Raw genomic sequence first — 17477 nt, 5'->3', positions numbered from 1 at the left:
TGGTTAAAAGTGCCTGTGATCTAATAATAATTCACCTGAGTTACACGCGGCGGCGTTTGGGCGGGCGGCAGCCGTTGTGCGGAACGGGCGTGACGTCCTTGATCGACCTGATCAGGAAGCCGACCATCTGCAATGCCCGCAGCGCGGATTCGCGGCCCGATCCCGGTCCCTTGACGAGGACTTCGAGTTCCTTCATGCCGTGCTCCTGTGCTTTGCGGCCCGCATCCTCGGCAGCCATCTGGGCCGCGTAAGGGGTCGATTTACGGGAGCCTTTAAAGCCCATCGTTCCTGAGGACGACCATGACACCACGTTACCCTGGGCATCGCTGATGGTGATGATCGTGTTGTTGAATGTCGAGTTGACGTGCGCGACGCCCGAAACGATATTCTTTTTCTCTTTTCTTTTAGCTCTTGGTGCAGCCATTGTGCGTCTCCTTTACTTGGTCGCCATTTTCTTACCGGCGATGGGCTTGGCCGGTCCCTTGCGGGTGCGTGCGTTGGTGATGGTTCTCTGGCCGCGCACGGGCAGACCCGCGCGGTGGCGGAGACCCCGGTAGCAGCGCATATCCATCAGGCGCTTGATATTCATGGAGACTTCGCGGCGCAAATCGCCCTCAATCTTGAAGCCGCCCTTTTCAATTTCGGAGCGGATACGGTTGAGTGTGTCCTCGTCAGCCTGCCCCATGCGCATCTGGAGATCAATGCCCAGCTTTTTGCAGATTTTCAGCGCCGATGTGCGGCCAATGCCGTGAATGTAAGTGAGAGCAATCGGGATGCGTTTATTGTCGGGTACGTTGACCCCCGCAATACGTGCCATAGTCTTTTCCTTTCAATTTTTCCGAGCCGGAGCCCTTTGCCCCTGCTCTTGCCAGACCGTATACGGCTCCGTCCGTTAAACTTTCACCGCGCCAGTCTGTAAACTTCATTCAGCTTCCGGCTGCCTTTATGCAGGCGCAAGCCCCCTTTCGGGATGCCGCATTATAGGAATTCAAAAGGGCAGGTCAACAGAATTTATGTGGAAAATCCGATTATTGAGTCTTTTTTGCGCCTATTTGACTTTTTTTTGGGTCTTTTGGCTCTTTATGGGGCGTCCGGGAAGCTTGCGGCATAAACCGTTCCGTCTTGCCTCACAAAACCGCGGTGCATTCCGGCACAGCGGTAATCCAGACAGACTTCCCCCTTACGGTTCAGAGCGATCAGACCTCCCCACCCTCCGGCGTCTCTGATGCCGTCCAATACATCGGAAACGCTCACTTCGAGGGCTTTACCTCCGTAGAGACAGCGGGCCAGGACATCGTAGGCCACCACGGCGCGCATAAAATATTCGCCGTATCCGGTTGTGGATACCGCGAGGTTGCGATCCGCCCACGTTGCCGCACCGATGATCGGCGAATCCCCGACCCGGCCCGCCTTCTTGCCGACCAGTCCGCCCGTGGATGTTGCGGCGGCGAGGTTGCCGTCCCGATCCAGAGCGACCGCACCCACTGTGCCATGGCTGGAGCTTAGAGCCGTGGGCGGTATGACCTGATTTTCCGTATGGGAGGGTGTAAAATAGTGCGCGGGGTCTTTGACCTGCTCCAAACCCTGTTCGACCAGAAAACGCTCCGCCCCCAGACCCGCCAGCAGGACGTGAGGCGTTTTCTCCATGACTGTGCGGGCCGCGATGATCGGGTTTTTTATTCCCCGAACGGCGGCTATAGCCCCGGCTCTTCCCGATTCGCCTTCCATCAGCGAGGCGTCCAGTTCATAGTCGCCTTCGGAGTTCGGACCTGCGCCCTTTCCGGCGATGAAGAGGGCAGAGTCTTCCATTTTGACAACCGCCTGGACCACGGCTTCGAGGGCCGATTGACCGCCCTTCAGGTCACGCCAGCCAGATTTGAGACAATTTTCGATGAAGTTTGTCTGCTGCGAATAATCGCGAGGATTCATAAAGGCTCCGCCGTGAACAGCAAGAACGAAATTGTCGCTCATCTCCCGCTCATATCAGGCGTGTTTTTTTGACAGGGAAGATCCCAGAATATTTTCGATGTGTGCGGTGACTTCCTCAATCGGCTTCATGCCGTCGATTTTACGCAACAGCCCTTTCTGCTCGTAATAGGGCAGGACCGGTGCCGTCTTAGCCCGGTATTCGGTCAGACGCTTTTTCAGGACTTCCTCGTTGTCGTCACTGCGGGCACCGCCGGTTTCCTTGGCGCGGTTGCGGATACGGTCGATCAGTGCATTCTCATCCACCTCCAACACAAGCACATGATCCACCTTACGCGCCATATGGCGGAGAGAATCATCCAGTGCCTGAGCTTGGGGGATCGTGCGCGGGAAACCGTCGAGAATGAAGCCCTTTTCGCAATCAGGTTCGCTGACGCAGTTGCCGATGAGTTCGATCATGATATCGTCGGAGACGAGTTGTCCGGCGTCCATGATCGATTTGAGCTTGAGTCCGAGATCGGACTTTCTGGAGACCTCGCCGCGCAGCATATCGCCCGTCGAGAGATGCTTGAGACCGTGTTCGGCTTGGATTCTCGCGGCTTGTGTACCTTTTCCTGCGCCGGGCGGTCCGAAAATGATGATGTTCATGTCTCCTGCTCCTCTTGCCATGCCGCTTTTCAGCTTTTCTACCTACGGCGTCCACCGCCGCGATTCCCTAGCTTCGCCTTTTTAATCAGCCCCTCGTACTGATGGGCGATCAGATGCGAATGAATCTGCGCGACCGTATCCATGGTGACACTGACCACGATTAGCAGACTGGTTCCGCCGAAATAGAAGGGGACGCTGTATTGCGAGACCATAAATTCCGGCAGGAGGCAGATAAAGACCAGATAAAGAGAGCCAACCGTTGTGATTCTGGTCAGGACATAATCGAAATAGTCTGCCGTATTCTTGCCGGGACGCATACCGGGAACAAATCCACCGTATTTGCGGAGAGTCTCCGCGTTTTCCTCGGGATTGAAGACAATTGCCGTATAAAAAAAAGCGAAAAACACTATCAATGATCCGAACAGTAACATATAGATCGGCTGTCCGTGGGCGAGGTAACGCTCGACATCCGCCCAGAAATCTCCGCCATTGACCCCTGCGAATTTGATGATGGTCAGGGGCAGAAGAAGAAGCGAGGATGCAAAGATAGGCGGGATAACGCCTGAGGTATTGAGTTTCAGGGGGATGTGGTTGGTTTCCCCGCCGGTCATTCGGTTGCCCACCTGGCGTTTCGGGTACTGGACCACGATCCGGCGCTGGGCGCGCTCCATGAAGACGATCAGGCCAATGACGGCCACAACCATGACCGCGAGGAGCAGAAGCACGGCCGGACTGATCGTTCCCTGCCGTCCCAGTTCCAACGTACTGCCGAGAGCCCGGGGCAATTCGGCAACGATCCCAGCGAAGATAATCAGGGATGTTCCATTACCGACCCCTCGCTGGGTAATCTGTTCGCCCAGCCACATCAGGAAGACTGTGCCGCCGACGATCGTGATCACAGTGGAGATACGGAAAAACATCCCCGGGTCGAGGACCGCGGAACCGCCCTGCCCCTGCATCGATTCAAGCCCCACCGCCAAGCCGTAAGCCTGAACGGTGGCCAAGAGAACCGTCAAGTATCGCGTGTACTGGTTTATCTTCATGCGGCCCAGTTCGCCTTCCTTTTTCAATTCTTCAAGGCTTTTGAAGAGCGAGGAGGCCAACTGCATGATAATCGAGGCCGAAATGTAGGGCATGATGTTGAGGGCAAAAATCGTCATCCGCTGCAGGGCGCCGCCGGAGAACATATTGAACATGTCCAGAATTCCGCCGCCCTTTTGCGAGAAAATCTCCTCCCAGACCCGAATGTCAATTCCCGGAACGGGGATATAGGTTCCCAGCCGATACACCAGAAGGGCTCCCAGGACAAAATATATCCGTTTTTTCAGTTCGGTGGCTTTTGCAAGCGCACCCCAGTTGGCGTTGCGTGCAAGCTGCTCGGCGGCCGATGCCATCGCTTATTCTCTTTCTTTGTTCTTATAAAAACAGTCAATCAGTCATAATGAAAAGATACGCGGGACACAAGAGCGGATTCGTGGTTGTCCGATACGAGTCTTTGCGTTCAATCCGGCTGTTTCGAGAGTTTTTGTTCCCATTTCCGGCATTTTTTAGCCACGCGCTCATATTCCTCGGGACTGTCGATTTTTTGCTGAGTTTGCTGCAATTCCTTCAGAATTTCCTGAAAATAGCTATTCATTTCTACCTGAACATAATGGAGAAGCTTTTTCTGTACGCCGGAGACTTCTTTCTGAGGTACGGGTTTGACCGAGGGCATGGACCTGGAGACTTCTCTAAGCTTAGCCCTCAGATCTTTCGTATGCCTTCGGTGAAAGAGACGAAGCGCCTCTATGTGCTTTTGCTCGTGGAAGAGAACCTCGCTGTATTCGCAACTCCCCTCCTCGAAATTGCTGGCGACATGGATTTGCGGTTTTGCGATGAATTTCGCCCGGATTTCATGAAGAACTACGCAATACCCGGTCTGGAAGGGAGAGACTTCGAATTCCGCATTGTAGCTGGTTTCTATTTCCCCGCCACCCAGCCCCAGAATCTGACCACCATTTGGAGCCATGCTGTGGCCAAGCTGCCATTCTGTCATATCGACCGCGGATTTTGTTTTTGTTACCTCTGCACCGACGATCCTTGATTTTAGAAACGTCTCCGGGCGTGAAACAGGACATTTGTCAACTAACTCGCCAGCATTAGCTGATGTTGACATCAGAAGTACGTAAACAAGAAATACACCTGTTCTTTTTATAGCACTGACTGTTTTATAAAAACTTCTGGGCATTTAAGAAAGACAAGAATCAGTTGGCTCCGTAGTCCGGAAGGTCACCAATTTCACCGGTATCATCATTATTATCTGATTCTGAATCATCGTCGGAAGAATCGTCTTCGCCCCCATCATCTCCCTCCCCCTTATCATCGGAGTCATCTTTTTCATACCCTGGCTCATAGGCCGTAATATGGTAATCTTGCCAGTTTTCGCAACGTTCCGGCACCAACTTATATTCCAAGGGGTCATCAACTTTTCCTTGGCGACGAATTAAGGTAGGAACCGCTTTTTTTTCCATAAATTTTTCTAGGTGAGATTTAATTATGTTCATCATCATTTGCTGTGTTGCCGGGATCTGGCGCTCTCCTACTGGCGAAGAAGCCGGAATCTTATGAGCTATGCTTCTCAACTCCCGACGCAACTGCGGGGTGAATTCCTTCTGCCATTCCTTTGTCACCTTTACGTGTTTTTTTTCATGCCTTAGAACCTCCCTGAATTCACAACTTTCCTGAGGATACTCGGATGCGATATGCACTACAGGCTGAATGTAAAACTTCATTTTTATTTTTGATACGCTTACACAAACCGCGTTGGGGTTGTTGCGCACAGGCGTGAACTCAAATTTGGCATCATAGTCTGCCCAAAAAGGGGCATTTCCGTCCTTACCCGTATGAAGCCCAAGGACAACACCCTTGCCCCAGTGACCGGTCCATGCCGTTAAGTACCACGCAGATGTTCCGCGGTAATATTTGGTCTTTAATGTTATTTTTTTTACTTCGGTTTCGGGGTTTGAGCGAGGGCAGGATTGCGCCTGCGCCTGCCCTGCAAACATGACGAAAACCAGTAAACACACGGGAATAAGTGGCAACAAGCGACGCATAATGATTTAGCCCCTAACGGTCAGAAAATACAGCTAACAGACTAATCGGGCTTGGAAAATATGTCAAAAAGAAAAAGCCCTTCCTTTAAGGGAAGGGCTTGTTTTCTTGTGCCTCAGTCTCTTACTTCTTTGCCTTTTTAGGCAGTTTTTTTGGATTGGCCGGCTTTTCCGGAGCTAATTCAATGCTGCCTCCGGCCTTTTCCACCGCAGCCTGAGCGGCTTTTGAGGCCTTGGTCAGTTTGAGATCAACTTTCGCTGACAGGGTTCCGGTTGCCAGCAACTTGATCCCGTCACGCTTGCGGCTGACCACGCCCGCCTTAACAAGCGTGTCTTCATCAATCGGCTTTTTGGGGTCTAGTTTCTTGGTGTCAATCGCCTCCTGGAGGTTTTCGAGGGTCAGTTCGACCAACTTGGTTGCGAATGCAGTGTTACGGAAACCTATTTTGGGCATACGCTGATAGAGCGGCATCTGGCCGCCCTCGAAGCCCTTGATGGCTACGCCTGTACGGGCCTTCTGGCCCTTGACTCCGCGCCCTGAGGTTTTACCCTTGCCGGAGCCAATACCGCGTCCGAGGCGGGTTCTTACTTTTTTTGAGCCTTCGCTCGGCTTTAGCGTATTGAGTTTCATGATAGTTTTTCCTTAATTTTTTTGTTTCTGCAGGTTCAGGCGATGTCCTCAACCTTTACCAGATGGTTAACCTTGGCGATCATGCCGCGCACGGAGGGTGTGTCTTCGAGTTCCTTGGTGCGGTTCAGCTTGTTCAGGCCGAGACCGATCAGGGTTGCGCGCTGGTAAGCCTTGCGGCCGATTGGAGAGCCAATCTGCGTGACGCGAACTGTCTTTCCGGAAGGCGAAGGTTTCTTCGCCTTAGACTCTTTGGGGGCTGCCACCTTTTTTGCCGGAGAAGCTTTCTTTTCCGCTGCAGGTTTTTTTGCCTTTTTTGTCTCTTCTGCCATTGTTCAAATCCTTAATCGTATAAACCTACTATATTATTCCTCGGATCCTTCGGGCGAATCGCTGGACTGAATCTCGCGGTTGGAGACGACTTCGCTGACCTTCTTGTTGCGGCGTGCCGCCACATGTCGCGGACTCTGAATTTTCTTCAGCGCATCGAAGGTCGCGTTCACCATGTTATAGGGGTTGCTGGAGCCGATGGCCTTGGCGACGACGTCCTGAATTCCCAGAGCCTCGAACACGGCGCGCATAGGGCCGCCGGCGATGATTCCCGTACCCTGCGGAGCGGAGCGGAGGTGGACTTTGCCTGCGCCGTCGGTACCCGTCACATCATGGTGGACAGTGCGGCCTTCGCGAAGAGGAACGCGGATCATGTTGCGGCGGGCCTGATCGGTGGCCTTGCGGATCGCCTCGGGCACTTCTTTGGCCTTGCCGTGACCGTGACCGACACGGCCCTTGCCGTCGCCAACGATTACAAGCGCGGAGAAAGCAAAACGACGACCGCCCTTTACGACTTTCGCCACGCGGTTGATACCCACCAAGCGCTCGATGAATTCGGGTTCCTCGTTTTGATTCTGCTTTTCAAACGCACGTGCCATATTTCATTTTTCCTTTTGATTAAAATTCCAGTCCGCCTTCGCGTGCCCCTTCAGCCAATGCCTTTACCCGGCCATGGTAGAGGTAGGGGCCGCGGTCGAAAACAACCTTGCTGACGCCCGCCTTTTTCGCACGTTCGGCAACGAGCTTTCCGACTTCAACGGCTGCATCCTTATTGGCTCCGTTCTTCAGCTTTTCCTTCAACTCCTTATCGAGAGTGGAGGCCGAAGCCAGAGTCTTGCCGCCAATGTCGTCGATAACCTGAGCGTAAATCTGTTTCCCCGAGCGGAAAACGGAGAGGCGCGGGCGCACCTCGCGTTTGCTGTTCTGCTCGATATTGACCCTGCGGATCTTGTTACGCGTACGGAACGTACGGCGATCTGCGGGCTTGAGTTTCCTAGATGCTGCCTTGGCCATGACTTTTCCTTACTTCTTCTTGCCTTCCTTGTATGCGATATATTCCCCGGCGTAGCGGATACCCTTGCCCTTGTAGGGCTCGGGTTTTTTGTGTTCGCGGATTTCTGCGGACACCTGCCCGACCCGTTGCTTGTCAATGCCGCTCACGGTCAGTTCGGTTTGTTTTTCAATTTCAACCTTGATCCCTGCAGGAACTGTGTAGCGAACCTCGTGCGAGAATCCAAGACTCATCACTATTTCTTTACCCTGAAGGTTGGCCCGCAAGCCAACGCCGTGTATTTCGAGTTTTTTCTTGTAGCCCTCGGTTACTCCAATGATCATGTTGTTCACCAAGGTCCGCATCGTCGGCCAAACTTCGCGTGCAACAGGGTTCTCAGTTTTCGGTGTCAGACGGACAACCTTGCTCTTTTTGCCGTCGTCGTTTTCCGCGTCTTCAATCGTCACGCCGATTTCATCGTGTACGTTGAGGCTCAGCTCACCGAGCTTGCCTTTCACCTTAACAGTCTGCCCCTGAAGCTGCACATCGACGCCTTCAGGGATTTCAACCGGGTTTTTACCAATACGAGACATTTCTCTTTTCCTCAATCAAGCTTCTGTTTTCGCCGATCTTTCTAGAAGACCCGGCATAGAATTTCACCGCCCACATTGGCCGCCCGCGCCTTGTAGTCCGGGAGGACGCCCTGCGGAGTCGATACGACCAGAATGCCCAGACCATTATAAAAGCGCGGCATATCCTTCACGCTGGTATAGACCCGGCGACCGGGAGTCGAGATACGGTCGATCTGGCGAATTACCCCAAGACCTTCAGCGTATTTCAGCTGAACTTCTATCGACTTGCGGTTGCTGCCCAAATCCTGAACCGTGTAGCCGCGGATGTAACCTTCGTCTTTGAGAACTTCGCAGACTTTTTCATGAAGGCGCGAATGCGGGCACTGCACCATCTTCAGTTTCGCTTTCTGGGCGTTACGGATGCGGGACAACATATCGCCGAGGGGATCATTCATGCTCATCGTTCAATCCTCCTACTTACCAGCTGGACTTGGTTACGCCAGGGAGCTGACCCTTGGCGGCCAGATCGCGCAATGCAATCCGGGACAGGCTAAACTTGCGGAAGTTACCACGCGGGCGCCCGGTGAGTTGGCAGCGGTTGCGGATGCGTATCTTCGCGGAGTTGCGGGGCATCTCAGCGAGTTTCAGCATCGCCTCGAAACGCTCTTCGGCCGAAAGGTCGAGGTTACGCACGGCCGCCTTAAGCTTCGCGCGCTTGACCGCGAGCTTCTTGACCAGCTTTCTGCGTTTTTTGTCTCTTTCTATCAAACAGAGTTTTGCCATTGTTTGTGTCTTCCTGTTGTTATCTTTCTAATGCTTCGTTTTACTCGCCGATCAATTTCTAAAGGGCATCTTGAACGCCCGCAGCAGTTCCTTGGCCTCTTCGTCGCTTTTTGCCGTTGTGCAGACGATGATGTCCATCCCCCGGATCTTGTCTACCTTGTCGTAGGTGATTTCCGGGAAGATGATATGCTCCTTGATGCCCATGGCGTAGTTGCCGCGGCCATCGAAGCTTCTGCCGTTAATGCCGCGGAAGTCGCGGACGCGGGGCAGTGCAATGGTCACCAGACGGTCGAGAAATTCGTACATACGGTTGCCGCGTAGTGTGACCTTCACGCCAATCGACTGGCCATCTCGGATTTTAAACGACGCGTTGGATTTCTTTGCCTTGCAGACCACCGGTTTTTGCCCTGCAATCAGAGAGAGGTCGTTAACGGCCTGATCGATGTGCTTGCGGTCTTGAGTCGCTTCGCCGACACCCATGTTAATGACGATCTTGTCGAGGCGCGGACGTTCGTGCGGGTTCTTGTAACCGAACTTCTTGTCGAGCGCGGGTACAATTTCCTTTTCGTATATTTCTTTATAGCGCGGTTTCATGGCTTTCTCGCTTTTCTATCCTTATTCAATCGTTTCGCCGGATTTGCGGGCGACGCGGACTTTCTTCCCGTCTTTGAGTACCTTGTATCCGACCCGCGTTGCTTCCCCCGACTTGGGGTCAAGCAGCGCCACGTTGGATACGTGAATGGACGATTCCTTTTTTTCAATGCCGCCCCCGGAAATCTGGGAGGGTTTGCGGTGGCGGGTTACCATATTCACGCCCTGCACGACCACGCGGTTTTCTTCGGTGAGGACTTTGAGAACCTCACCCTTTACTCCGCGGTCTTTACCGGCGAGGACGACAACTTTGTCGCCTTTTTTTATTTTACGCGCTGCCTTGGTCATCCTTACAGCACCTCCGATGCCAGAGAAATGATTTTCATGTAACCGGACGCACGCAGTTCGCGGGTCACGGGGCCAAAAATACGGGTGCCGATCGGCTCACCGTTATTGTTGATAAGTACGCAGGCATTACCGTCGAAACGGATCTGCTCGCCGTAGCGGCGCTTGAGGCCGAACTTCGTGCGCACGATCACGGCGCGGCGGACCTCGCCCTTTTTGACGCGACCACGAGGAATAGCATCCTTGATCGAAACCACGATGACATCGCCGATATTGGCAGTCCGGCGGTGGGAGCCGCCCAGAACCTTGATGCACTGGACTTCTCGGGCGCCGCTATTGTCGGCTACGGCCAGACGGGATTGCATCTGAATCATGATCAGGCGTCCTTCTTCGCTTTGGATTTCTTTTCAGAAGCAGCCTTTTTCGGGGCGGCTTCCTTTTTTGTCTTGGCTTCGTCCTTGCGGGCCTTTTTGCTTTCGGCCTTTTCAGCGGCCGGAGCCTGACCGGATTTCAGCTTGCGCTTTTCGGAGTTGCGGGGGGGGAGGAGCGCCTGCCCGTCCTTGCCGATGACCGCCCAACGCTTCGTACGGGAGAGCGGGCGGCATTCGATGATCTGGACACGCTCACCTTCCTTGCAGGTGTTGGCTTCGTCATGCGCCGTGAATTTTTGCGTGCTCTTGAGATATTTTTTATAAACGGGATGCATATAGCGCCGTTCAACGATGACCGTTACGGTCTTGTTGTTTTTTGCGCTGACGACATTCCCTTCGAGTATCCGACGTGGCATTTGTTTTGCTCCTCTTATCCTTTATGCCGCCTTGGTCTTTTTAGACGCGGCCTTTTTTGTTTCTGCCTTGGCTTTTTTGGGTTTATCCGCCGCTTTTTTCGGCGCCCTCCTGGCCTCTGGCGTTCCGGACTTCTTTTCGGTCAGAATGGTTTTGACACGAGCGATAGTGCGGCGCGTTTTGCGGATTTCAGACGTGTTTTCCAGTGTCCCCTGGGTTTTCTGAAAGCGGGCGTTGAACTGGTTCTTGCGGAGGTCCAGCAACAAAGCCTTCAACTCGTCTTCTGTTTTTGCGCGGATATCTTCGACGTTCATCAGTGGTTCTCCTCAGCATTGATACGGGCCACAAATTTGGTCTTGATCGGCAACTTGGCGGCAGCAAGGTCCAAGGCTTCGCGGGCCAACTCCTTGGAGACGCCGTCGAGTTCGAACATAATACGACCGGGTTTGATCCGGCAGGCCCAGAATTCAACCGGCCCCTTTCCTTTACCCTGACGCACTTCAAGAGGCTTCTTTGAAACCGGAACATCGGGGAAGACACGGATCCAGAGCTTGCCCTGACGTTTCAGGTGACGGGTGATCGCACGGCGCGCGGCCTCGATCTGGCGCGAAGTGATTCGATCAGGCTGGAGAGCCTTCAAACCATATTCGCCGAAGGCCAGTGTCGCTCCGCCCTTGGCATTGCCACGGATACGGCCCTTAAACTGCTTGCGGAACTTAAACTTCTTGGGGCTTAACATCTTTATTCTCTGTCTTGCTTACCTTGTTAAAACTCTATCTATCTCTGTCCCACCGGGGACGCCTCACACAAAAAAAATCTTGTCACATGGACTTTTTGTTCTCTGAACAATAGTTTCCATATGCTTGAGATTTTTGGCTGCCTTGGCAAATCCGGCGGAACCTTATCTCATTTCCCTGTCAAAATCCAGTCTTTTATAACTAATTTTTTCAGGGGGTAAAGTCCTTAAATCTCCCCGGCCTTGGTATCACCGGATCTCTTATCACGGGCGAGCGGATCGTGATCCATGATGTCGCCCTTGTAGATCCAGACCTTCACGCCGATGATCCCGTAGGTGGTCAGCGCTTCGGCCGTACCGTAGTCAATGTCTGCCCGGAGGGTATGCAGAGGCACCCGGCCTTCGCGGTACCATTCCATACGCGCGATATCGGCGCCACCCAGGCGACCCGAAACGTTAATCCTGATTCCCAGTCCGCCGAAGCGCAGGGCGTTCTGAACGGCGCGTTTCATGGCGCGGCGGAAAGATACGCGGCGCTCGAGCTGCTGGGCTACACCCTCAGCGCAAAGCTGGGCGTCGATTTCCGGTTTGCGGATCTCGACGATGTTGAGGCTGACGTCCCCACCGGCGCGGCGGGAGAGGTTTTGACGGAGCTTTTCGATATCTGCGCCCTTCTTACCGATGATTACACCGGGACGGGCCGTATGAACCGTAACTTTGGTGAGCTTTGCGGCGCGTTCGATGATCACCTTGCTGACGCCTGCGGGCTTCAGATGTTCAAAAATATATTCGCGCAGCTTGAGGTCTTCGACCAGCTTGTCTGCATAATCGCGTCCGGCGTACCAGCGGGAATCCCACGTCCGGTTGATGCCGACCCTCATACCTATTGGATTAACTTTCTGTCCCATGAATTATGCCTCGTCTGCTTCTTTAAGAATGATGGTCATATTGCTGATCGGTTTAATAATGCGTGTGCCGCGCCCTTTGGCCCGCGCACGGAAGCGCTTCATGGTGACGGACTTGCCGACATGGGCCTCCGCAACCACCAGACGGTCCGCATCCAGATTGTGATTGTTCACGGCGTTTGCGACAGCGGCCTGAAGGAGCTTGCGGACGCTTTCAGAGACGCGCTTTTTGGAGAACTCGAGATCGATCAAAGCCTTCGAAGCGCTTTTGCCCCGGATGGTCTGTGCCACGAGATTCAGTTTGCGCGGACTGATGCGGATATACTTGGCGGATGCTTTCGCCTCGTTTTCCTTCAGCCGTTTGGGATTTGCAGATTGACCCATGATATTTCTTCCTTCTTACCTTATGCTTCCTTGGTCGCCTTCTTGTCGCCGCCGTGACCGGTGAACGAGCGGGTCGGCGCGAATTCGCCCAATTTATGGCCGATCATCTGGTCTGTCACCAGAACAGGGATGAACTTCCGGCCATTGTGCACACCAAACGTCAGTCCCACCATGTTGGGCAGGATGGTCGAGCGGCGCGACCAGGTTTTGATGATGGTGTTCTTGCCGCTCGTGCGAGCCTCCTCGATCTTCTTGAGGAGATTTCTCTCGATGAACGGGCCTTTCCAAACGCTACGTGCCATGTGTTTTTCTCCTTAAAACTTATTTCTTCTTACGGCGGCGGATGATCGACTTGTTCGTCCACTTGGCCTTCTTGCGTGTCTTATAGCCCTTTGTTGGCTTGCCCCACGGGGAAACCGGATGACGTCCGCCCGATGTACGGCCCTCGCCGCCTCCGTGCGGGTGATCGACCGGGTTCATGGCAACGCCGCGGACCGTCGGGCGGCGGCCCTTCCAGCGGGTGCGTCCGGCCTTGCCGTCGTTGGCGTTCATGTGGTCGGGGTTAGAAACCGCGCCCACGGTCGCCATGCACTCGGCGCTGACGACGCGCAGCTCACCGGATGCCAGACGGATCTGGGCGTAGCCCTGATCGCGGCCCACAAGCTGCGCGAAGGTTCCGGCGGAGCGGACCATCTGTGCGCCCTTGCCGGGTTTCATTTCGATATTGTGAATGATTGTGCCCACGGGCATATTTTTGAGCGGGAGGGCGTTGCCGGGCTTAATGTCCGCGCTTTCGCCCGCGACGATTTTCGCGCCGGGCGCCAGACGCTGGGGCGCGATGATATAGCGGCGATCACCGTCAGGATATTCGATCAGGGCGATGAAGGCCGTGCGGTTCGGGTCGTATTCCAGTCGCAGGACGGTGCCTTCGATGTCTCTCTTGTCACGCTTCCAGTCGATGATGCGGTAGCGCTGTTTGTGACCGCCGCCGATATGGCGCGTTGTGATGTGGCCGTGGTTATTGCGACCGCCGCTCTTTTTCTTGCCTTCGGTCAGTTTCTTTTCCGGTGCCCCTTTCCAGAGTCCCTTGCGGTCCACCTGAATCAGCTGACGCTGACTGGGCGTTACAGGGTTGTATTTTTTCAGTGCCATCGTCTTCTTCCTTTAATCATCCCTTATCGGCGGATCACCATAGTTAAAACTTTACGTTCTTAAATTCCTGTTTCGGTGTCGATTGTCTGACCGGGCTCCAGAGTGATGATCGCCTTTTTGAAATCGGAGCGGCGGCCCTTCATTCCGCGGAAACGCTTAATTTTACCCTTTTGAATCAATGTATTGACGGATTTCACCTTCACACCGAAGAGAACTTCTACCGCCTGTTTGATCCTGGGTTTCGTCGCCTCGACAGGGACGCGGAAGGTCAACTGGGCGTTCTGGCTGCCCATCGTCGCCTTTTCAGTTACGTGCGGACGGCGGATGAGTTCGTACATCCATTCTGCCGCTTCTGCTTTTTTTGCCTTTGCCATCGCCTCAATCCTTTTTCTGTGCCTTATTCGCTCTTGAGTTTTTCCGTCAGGTCGTTGACCGCTTCCTTCGTCAGCACCAAAACATCGCGGCGCAGGATGTCATACACGTTCGCCCCCTGAGACGTCAAAACATCTATGCTCGGGATGTTCGCCGTTGCGCGGGCGAAATTCACGTCGATTTCCTTGCCGCCGACGATGAGAGCCGAGTTCAGCCCTAGTTTTTCCAGCGCCTTGGCCATCGGCTTGGTCTTGTGTTCCTTGGCCTTGACTTCGTCGATGATGACGATCTTGCCTTCTGCTGCCTTGGCCGACAGGGCGATTTTCAGGGCCAGCTTGCGAATCTTTTTCGGCAAATCGAACGCGTGGGAACGGATATGCGGGCCGAAAACCACACCGCCGCCACGATCCTGCGGCCTTTTCAGGTCGCCTGCCCTGGCGCGGCCCGTGCCTTTTTGCTTCCAGGGCTTTGCGCCTGTTCCGGTCACTTCGGAGCGCATCTGCACCTTGTGAGTGCCTGCACGGCGCTTGGAGAGTTGATAGTTCACCATGCGGTGCAGAATGTCCTTACGCACCTCGACGCCGAATACGGATTCATCGAGGGTGATTTCACCGACGTTCTTGTTATCAAGATTTTTGACTGCGAGTTTCATGGGTTATTCCTTTGCCTCACCGGAATTTTCGTTTTCTGCCTGCGGGGCGAGCTCAGGAGACTCTTCCTTCGCCTTTGCTGCGGAGGCGTCCTGTTTCAGACCAGCCGGGAATGGTGCGTCCTTAGGCAGGGGTTTCTTAACCGCATCGCGGATCAAAACCCATCCCTTTTCTGCGCCGGGGACCGCACCCTTTACGAGGATGATGCCTAGGTCGGTGTCCACATCCACGACCAGCAGATTCTGGCTGGTCGCACGGACATCGCCCATGTGTCCGGCCATTCTTTTGCCCTTGAACACACGGCCGGGATCCTGGCGCTGACCTGTCGAACCGTGCGAACGGTGCGAAACGGACACGCCGTGCGAAGCCCGCAGACCGCCAAAATTGTGGCGTTTCATACCGCCTGCGAAGCCCTTACCGATCGTCGTGCCGGTAACATCGACGAACTGGCCGGGTACGAAGTGATTGACCCCCAGTTCGGCCCCGACATCGAGAACGTTTTCATTCGTGACACGGAATTCGGCGAGTTTTTTCTTCGGCTCGACCTTCGCCTTGGCGAAATGGCCGCGGTTGGATTTGCTCGTGCGCTTGACCTTCGCCTTGCCCGCGCCAATCTGGAGCGCGACATAGCCATCTTTCGCCTCGCTGCGGACCGACACGACCTGGCAATCATCCACCTTCAGCACCGTGACCGGAACCTGACGCCCTTCGGCGTCGAATACCCGGCTCATGCCCTCTTTTCTTGCGATCAATCCTGTTCTCATAACAGCTTTCCTTTAATTAACTTTCTTGCTGATATTATCATCGAGGTCGGTCATATCCTCAATGTCATGATATCTTTCCAGTTTCTTGCCCAATGTGTGTAGCACCTGCTCCTGCTCCGCAGCGCTGCCGCATTCGATGGTGACATGACCATCAATGCCTGTGACCTGCACCACTGGCGTATTGTCCGGATAGCGGTCGAATTTCACGAGCCCGGTAATGCGGTCCGTGCTGATCATCTGTCCGTCCTTAAATCTCAGAATTTTAGCCATAGCGTTAATCCCTAATATTTGTTTTCTTATGCCGCCTGACCGATCTTGATTTCGACATCCACGCCGGAGGGAAGGTCGAGCTTCATGAGAGCATCGATCGTCTGGGGGGTGGGGTCTTCAATATCCATCAGCCGCTTGTGGGTCCGCATTTCGAACTGCTCCTGCGAACGCTTGTCCACGTGCGGGGAACGGATGACCGTAAAGCGCTTGATGCGGTTTGGCAAAGGCACCGGACCGCGAACGCGGGCGCCGGTTCGTTTTGCCGTATTCACGATCTCCGAAGCCGCCGTATCGAGTATGCGGTGGTCAAAGGCCTTGAGCGTTATGCGTATGCTTTGGGTTTCCATGATATGTCCCTTGTATCTTCGCGTTCTTACTCAATGATTTTGGAGACGACGCCGGCGCCGACGGTGCGGCCGCCTTCGCGGATCGCAAAGCGCAGACCCTCGTTCATCGCAATCGGGGTGATCAACTCCACTTCCATGTTGTTGATGTTATCCCCGGGCATCACCATCTCGGTCCCCGCCGGAAGATGCACCATCCCCGTCACGTCCGTCGTGCGGAAGTAAAACTGCGGGCGGTAGTTCGTGAAGAACGGCGTATGACGGCCCCCCTCTTCCTTGGAGAGGATATAAACCTCCGCCACAAACTTCTTGTGCGGCTTGATGCTGCCCGGCGCACACAGAACCTGACCGCGCTCAATATCCTCGCGCTTCGTCCCGCGCAGCAGGATGCCCACGTTGTCCCCGGCCTCTCCCGAGTCCAGCAGCTTGCGGAACATCTCAACGCCCGTGACCACCGTCTTCTGCGTTGCGCGGATGCCAACGATCTCAATCTCCTCGCCGACCTTGACCACGCCCTGCTCGATCCGGCCCGTCGCCACCGTTCCCCGACCCGAAATCGAGAAAATATCCTCAACCGGCATCAGGAACGGCTTGTCCTTCGGACGGTTGGGCTGCGGGATATACTCATCCACCGCCTTCATCAGCGCACGGATCGCATTCTCCCCAATCTCGGGATCGCGCTTCTCCACGCAGGCCAGAGCCGATCCCTTGATGATCGGAATCTCGTCGCCCGGAAACTCGTAAGATGAGAGAAGCTCGCGCACCTCCATCTCCACCAGTTCCAGCAGCTCAGGGTCGTCCACCTGATCCACCTTGTTCAGGAACACCACCAGCGCCGGTACACCCACCTGGCGGGCCAGAAGAATATGCTCACGCGTCTGCGGCATCGGCCCGTCCGCCGCGTTCACCACCAAAATCGCGCCGTCCATCTGGGCCGCACCTGTAATCATGTTCTTGATGTAGTCCGCGTGACCCGGGCAGTCCACGTGCGCGTAGTGACGGTTCGTCGTCTCATACTCCACGTGCGCCGTTGAAATCGTAATCCCCCGCGCCTTCTCCTCAGGAGCCTTGTCAATCTGATCCACCGTCTCGCCCTTACCAAAAATACCCGCCAACGCCGCCGTCAGCGTCGTCTTCCCATGGTCCACGTGACCAATCGTCCCAATATTACAGTGCGGCTTGTTCCGCTCAAATTTCTCTTTTGCCATGGTC

The 17477-nt window shown here is 54.6% G+C and carries 30 protein-coding genes; all 30 read right to left on the bottom strand.

The genetic code is table 11. The features are described from left to right. Nucleotides 1–40: 40 nt before the first annotated feature. The 30 genes from rpsK to tuf all read right to left on the bottom strand — a co-directional run bounded on the left by rpsK (nt 41) and on the right by tuf (nt 17473). Nucleotides 41–424, bottom strand: a complete 384-nt coding sequence (gene rpsK, locus IPN28_04165; protein QQS58021.1) for a 30S ribosomal protein S11 — start codon at nt 422–424, stop codon at nt 41–43. A gap of 12 nt (nt 425–436) precedes the next feature. After that, nucleotides 437–817 (bottom strand): 30S ribosomal protein S13, encoded by a 381-nt coding sequence (rpsM, locus tag IPN28_04160; protein ID QQS58020.1) that lies wholly within the window; start codon nt 815–817, stop codon nt 437–439. A gap of 263 nt (nt 818–1080) precedes the next feature. Continuing rightward, nucleotides 1081–1971, bottom strand: coding sequence for an isoaspartyl peptidase/L-asparaginase (locus tag IPN28_04155; GenBank protein ID QQS58019.1), 891 nt, complete (start codon nt 1969–1971; stop codon nt 1081–1083). A 12-nt stretch (nt 1972–1983) separates the two neighbouring features. Further along, on the bottom strand, nt 1984–2574 hold the full coding sequence (locus IPN28_04150) for an adenylate kinase (protein QQS58018.1): 591 nt from the start codon (nt 2572–2574) through the stop codon (nt 1984–1986). A 38-nt stretch (nt 2575–2612) separates the two neighbouring features. After that, nucleotides 2613–3968 (bottom strand): preprotein translocase subunit SecY, encoded by a 1356-nt coding sequence (gene secY / locus IPN28_04145; GenBank protein ID QQS58017.1) that lies wholly within the window; start codon nt 3966–3968, stop codon nt 2613–2615. 107 nt (nt 3969–4075) lie between these two features. Continuing rightward, nucleotides 4076–4609, bottom strand: coding sequence for a hypothetical protein (locus IPN28_04140; GenBank protein QQS58016.1), 534 nt, complete (start codon nt 4607–4609; stop codon nt 4076–4078). 208 nt (nt 4610–4817) lie between these two features. After that, a complete protein-coding gene (locus IPN28_04135) occupies nt 4818–5666 on the bottom strand; it encodes a hypothetical protein (protein ID QQS58015.1) in 849 nt (282 codons plus the stop codon). Nucleotides 5667–5787: 121 nt separating this feature from the next. Then, entirely contained in the window at nt 5788–6294 is a 507-nt protein-coding gene (locus IPN28_04130) for a 50S ribosomal protein L15 (protein QQS58014.1), read from the bottom strand. Nucleotides 6295–6329: 35 nt separating this feature from the next. Continuing rightward, nucleotides 6330–6623: a 50S ribosomal protein L30 gene (rpmD, locus tag IPN28_04125; GenBank protein ID QQS58013.1), complete on the bottom strand. Its 294-nt coding sequence runs from the start codon at nt 6621–6623 to the stop codon at nt 6330–6332. A gap of 33 nt (nt 6624–6656) precedes the next feature. Continuing rightward, on the bottom strand, nt 6657–7220 hold the full coding sequence (gene rpsE / locus IPN28_04120; GenBank protein ID QQS58012.1) for a 30S ribosomal protein S5: 564 nt from the start codon (nt 7218–7220) through the stop codon (nt 6657–6659). A 19-nt stretch (nt 7221–7239) separates the two neighbouring features. Beyond that, nucleotides 7240–7635, bottom strand: coding sequence for a 50S ribosomal protein L18 (gene rplR / locus IPN28_04115; GenBank protein ID QQS58011.1), 396 nt, complete (start codon nt 7633–7635; stop codon nt 7240–7242). 9 nt (nt 7636–7644) lie between these two features. Beyond that, a complete protein-coding gene (gene rplF / locus IPN28_04110) occupies nt 7645–8205 on the bottom strand; it encodes a 50S ribosomal protein L6 (GenBank protein ID QQS58010.1) in 561 nt (186 codons plus the stop codon). 41 nt (nt 8206–8246) lie between these two features. Next, entirely contained in the window at nt 8247–8645 is a 399-nt protein-coding gene (gene rpsH, locus IPN28_04105) for a 30S ribosomal protein S8 (GenBank protein QQS58009.1), read from the bottom strand. A 16-nt stretch (nt 8646–8661) separates the two neighbouring features. Further along, nucleotides 8662–8967, bottom strand: a complete 306-nt coding sequence (gene rpsN, locus IPN28_04100) for a 30S ribosomal protein S14 (GenBank protein QQS58008.1) — start codon at nt 8965–8967, stop codon at nt 8662–8664. 51 nt (nt 8968–9018) lie between these two features. After that, complete coding sequence (gene rplE / locus IPN28_04095) at nt 9019–9561, bottom strand: 50S ribosomal protein L5 (protein QQS58007.1); 543 nt, start codon at nt 9559–9561, stop codon at nt 9019–9021. A gap of 21 nt (nt 9562–9582) precedes the next feature. Continuing rightward, the gene (gene rplX / locus IPN28_04090; GenBank protein ID QQS58006.1) at nt 9583–9906 is read right to left on the bottom strand and encodes a 50S ribosomal protein L24; all 324 of its coding nucleotides are present in this window, start codon (nt 9904–9906) and stop codon (nt 9583–9585) included. A gap of 2 nt (nt 9907–9908) precedes the next feature. After that, nucleotides 9909–10277 (bottom strand): 50S ribosomal protein L14, encoded by a 369-nt coding sequence (rplN, locus tag IPN28_04085; protein ID QQS58005.1) that lies wholly within the window; start codon nt 10275–10277, stop codon nt 9909–9911. A gap of 2 nt (nt 10278–10279) precedes the next feature. Beyond that, nucleotides 10280–10690 carry a 30S ribosomal protein S17 gene (gene rpsQ / locus IPN28_04080; protein ID QQS58004.1) on the bottom strand — a complete coding sequence of 137 codons (411 nt, stop codon included), beginning with the start codon at nt 10688–10690 and terminating at the stop codon, nt 10280–10282. 21 nt (nt 10691–10711) lie between these two features. Then, nucleotides 10712–11002, bottom strand: a complete 291-nt coding sequence (gene rpmC, locus IPN28_04075) for a 50S ribosomal protein L29 (GenBank protein ID QQS58003.1) — start codon at nt 11000–11002, stop codon at nt 10712–10714. Further along, complete coding sequence (gene rplP / locus IPN28_04070) at nt 11002–11427, bottom strand: 50S ribosomal protein L16 (protein QQS58002.1); 426 nt, start codon at nt 11425–11427, stop codon at nt 11002–11004. Before rplP ends, rpmC begins: the two co-directional genes overlap by 1 nt. A 224-nt stretch (nt 11428–11651) precedes the next feature. Then, on the bottom strand, nt 11652–12332 hold the full coding sequence (gene rpsC, locus IPN28_04065) for a 30S ribosomal protein S3 (GenBank protein QQS58001.1): 681 nt from the start codon (nt 12330–12332) through the stop codon (nt 11652–11654). A gap of 3 nt (nt 12333–12335) precedes the next feature. Next, the gene (gene rplV, locus IPN28_04060) at nt 12336–12713 is read right to left on the bottom strand and encodes a 50S ribosomal protein L22 (protein ID QQS58000.1); all 378 of its coding nucleotides are present in this window, start codon (nt 12711–12713) and stop codon (nt 12336–12338) included. Nucleotides 12714–12733: 20 nt separating this feature from the next. After that, on the bottom strand, nt 12734–13015 hold the full coding sequence (gene rpsS, locus IPN28_04055) for a 30S ribosomal protein S19 (protein ID QQS57999.1): 282 nt from the start codon (nt 13013–13015) through the stop codon (nt 12734–12736). A gap of 19 nt (nt 13016–13034) precedes the next feature. Next, on the bottom strand, nt 13035–13865 hold the full coding sequence (gene rplB, locus IPN28_04050) for a 50S ribosomal protein L2 (GenBank protein QQS57998.1): 831 nt from the start codon (nt 13863–13865) through the stop codon (nt 13035–13037). A 59-nt stretch (nt 13866–13924) separates the two neighbouring features. Beyond that, entirely contained in the window at nt 13925–14239 is a 315-nt protein-coding gene (locus IPN28_04045; GenBank protein QQS57997.1) for a 50S ribosomal protein L23, read from the bottom strand. A gap of 23 nt (nt 14240–14262) precedes the next feature. Continuing rightward, on the bottom strand, nt 14263–14889 hold the full coding sequence (gene rplD, locus IPN28_04040) for a 50S ribosomal protein L4 (GenBank protein QQS57996.1): 627 nt from the start codon (nt 14887–14889) through the stop codon (nt 14263–14265). A 3-nt stretch (nt 14890–14892) separates the two neighbouring features. Then, the gene (gene rplC, locus IPN28_04035) at nt 14893–15651 is read right to left on the bottom strand and encodes a 50S ribosomal protein L3 (GenBank protein QQS57995.1); all 759 of its coding nucleotides are present in this window, start codon (nt 15649–15651) and stop codon (nt 14893–14895) included. Nucleotides 15652–15663: 12 nt separating this feature from the next. Continuing rightward, nucleotides 15664–15921 (bottom strand): hypothetical protein, encoded by a 258-nt coding sequence (locus IPN28_04030; GenBank protein QQS57994.1) that lies wholly within the window; start codon nt 15919–15921, stop codon nt 15664–15666. Nucleotides 15922–15947: 26 nt separating this feature from the next. After that, complete coding sequence (gene rpsJ / locus IPN28_04025) at nt 15948–16268, bottom strand: 30S ribosomal protein S10 (protein ID QQS57993.1); 321 nt, start codon at nt 16266–16268, stop codon at nt 15948–15950. A gap of 26 nt (nt 16269–16294) precedes the next feature. Further along, entirely contained in the window at nt 16295–17473 is a 1179-nt protein-coding gene (gene tuf / locus IPN28_04020) for an elongation factor Tu (GenBank protein QQS57992.1), read from the bottom strand. Nucleotides 17474–17477 lie beyond the last annotated feature (4 nt).

The organism is Alphaproteobacteria bacterium (assembly GCA_016699735.1).
Lineage (GTDB): Bacteria > Pseudomonadota > Alphaproteobacteria > Micavibrionales > Micavibrionaceae > JAGNKE01.
The sequence above is the reverse complement of the archived record's forward strand: the minus strand, read 5'-3'. Positions and strand labels throughout refer to the sequence as shown.

Excerpts from the sequence above, each read along its gene's own strand:
- rpsK (QQS58021.1), bottom strand. The coding sequence starts at position 424 with ATGGCTGCACCAAGAGCTAAAAGAAAAGAGAAAAAGAATATCGTTTCG.
- rpsM (QQS58020.1), bottom strand. The coding sequence starts at position 817 with ATGGCACGTATTGCGGGGGTCAACGTACCCGACAATAAACGCATCCCG.
- IPN28_04155 (QQS58019.1), bottom strand. The coding sequence starts at position 1,971 with ATGAGCGACAATTTCGTTCTTGCTGTTCACGGCGGAGCCTTTATGAAT.
- IPN28_04150 (QQS58018.1), bottom strand. The coding sequence starts at position 2,574 with ATGAACATCATCATTTTCGGACCGCCCGGCGCAGGAAAAGGTACACAA.
- secY (QQS58017.1), bottom strand. The coding sequence starts at position 3,968 with ATGGCATCGGCCGCCGAGCAGCTTGCACGCAACGCCAACTGGGGTGCG.
- IPN28_04140 (QQS58016.1), bottom strand. The coding sequence starts at position 4,609 with ATGACAGAATGGCAGCTTGGCCACAGCATGGCTCCAAATGGTGGTCAG.
- IPN28_04135 (QQS58015.1), bottom strand. The coding sequence starts at position 5,666 with ATGCGTCGCTTGTTGCCACTTATTCCCGTGTGTTTACTGGTTTTCGTC.
- IPN28_04130 (QQS58014.1), bottom strand. The coding sequence starts at position 6,294 with ATGAAACTCAATACGCTAAAGCCGAGCGAAGGCTCAAAAAAAGTAAGA.
- rpmD (QQS58013.1), bottom strand. The coding sequence starts at position 6,623 with ATGGCAGAAGAGACAAAAAAGGCAAAAAAACCTGCAGCGGAAAAGAAA.
- rpsE (QQS58012.1), bottom strand. The coding sequence starts at position 7,220 with ATGGCACGTGCGTTTGAAAAGCAGAATCAAAACGAGGAACCCGAATTC.
- rplR (QQS58011.1), bottom strand. The coding sequence starts at position 7,635 with ATGGCCAAGGCAGCATCTAGGAAACTCAAGCCCGCAGATCGCCGTACG.
- rplF (QQS58010.1), bottom strand. The coding sequence starts at position 8,205 with ATGTCTCGTATTGGTAAAAACCCGGTTGAAATCCCTGAAGGCGTCGAT.
- rpsH (QQS58009.1), bottom strand. The coding sequence starts at position 8,645 with ATGAGCATGAATGATCCCCTCGGCGATATGTTGTCCCGCATCCGTAAC.
- rpsN (QQS58008.1), bottom strand. The coding sequence starts at position 8,967 with ATGGCAAAACTCTGTTTGATAGAAAGAGACAAAAAACGCAGAAAGCTG.
- rplE (QQS58007.1), bottom strand. The coding sequence starts at position 9,561 with ATGAAACCGCGCTATAAAGAAATATACGAAAAGGAAATTGTACCCGCG.
- rplX (QQS58006.1), bottom strand. The coding sequence starts at position 9,906 with ATGACCAAGGCAGCGCGTAAAATAAAAAAAGGCGACAAAGTTGTCGTC.
- rplN (QQS58005.1), bottom strand. The coding sequence starts at position 10,277 with ATGATTCAGATGCAATCCCGTCTGGCCGTAGCCGACAATAGCGGCGCC.
- rpsQ (QQS58004.1), bottom strand. The coding sequence starts at position 10,690 with ATGCCACGTCGGATACTCGAAGGGAATGTCGTCAGCGCAAAAAACAAC.
- rpmC (QQS58003.1), bottom strand. The coding sequence starts at position 11,002 with ATGAACGTCGAAGATATCCGCGCAAAAACAGAAGACGAGTTGAAGGCT.
- rplP (QQS58002.1), bottom strand. The coding sequence starts at position 11,427 with ATGTTAAGCCCCAAGAAGTTTAAGTTCCGCAAGCAGTTTAAGGGCCGT.
- rpsC (QQS58001.1), bottom strand. The coding sequence starts at position 12,332 with ATGGGACAGAAAGTTAATCCAATAGGTATGAGGGTCGGCATCAACCGG.
- rplV (QQS58000.1), bottom strand. The coding sequence starts at position 12,713 with ATGGGTCAATCTGCAAATCCCAAACGGCTGAAGGAAAACGAGGCGAAA.
- rpsS (QQS57999.1), bottom strand. The coding sequence starts at position 13,015 with ATGGCACGTAGCGTTTGGAAAGGCCCGTTCATCGAGAGAAATCTCCTC.
- rplB (QQS57998.1), bottom strand. The coding sequence starts at position 13,865 with ATGGCACTGAAAAAATACAACCCTGTAACGCCCAGTCAGCGTCAGCTG.
- IPN28_04045 (QQS57997.1), bottom strand. The coding sequence starts at position 14,239 with ATGGCAAAGGCAAAAAAAGCAGAAGCGGCAGAATGGATGTACGAACTC.
- rplD (QQS57996.1), bottom strand. The coding sequence starts at position 14,889 with ATGAAACTCGCAGTCAAAAATCTTGATAACAAGAACGTCGGTGAAATC.
- rplC (QQS57995.1), bottom strand. The coding sequence starts at position 15,651 with ATGAGAACAGGATTGATCGCAAGAAAAGAGGGCATGAGCCGGGTATTC.
- IPN28_04030 (QQS57994.1), bottom strand. The coding sequence starts at position 15,921 with ATGGCTAAAATTCTGAGATTTAAGGACGGACAGATGATCAGCACGGAC.
- rpsJ (QQS57993.1), bottom strand. The coding sequence starts at position 16,268 with ATGGAAACCCAAAGCATACGCATAACGCTCAAGGCCTTTGACCACCGC.
- tuf (QQS57992.1), bottom strand. The coding sequence starts at position 17,473 with ATGGCAAAAGAGAAATTTGAGCGGAACAAGCCGCACTGTAATATTGGG.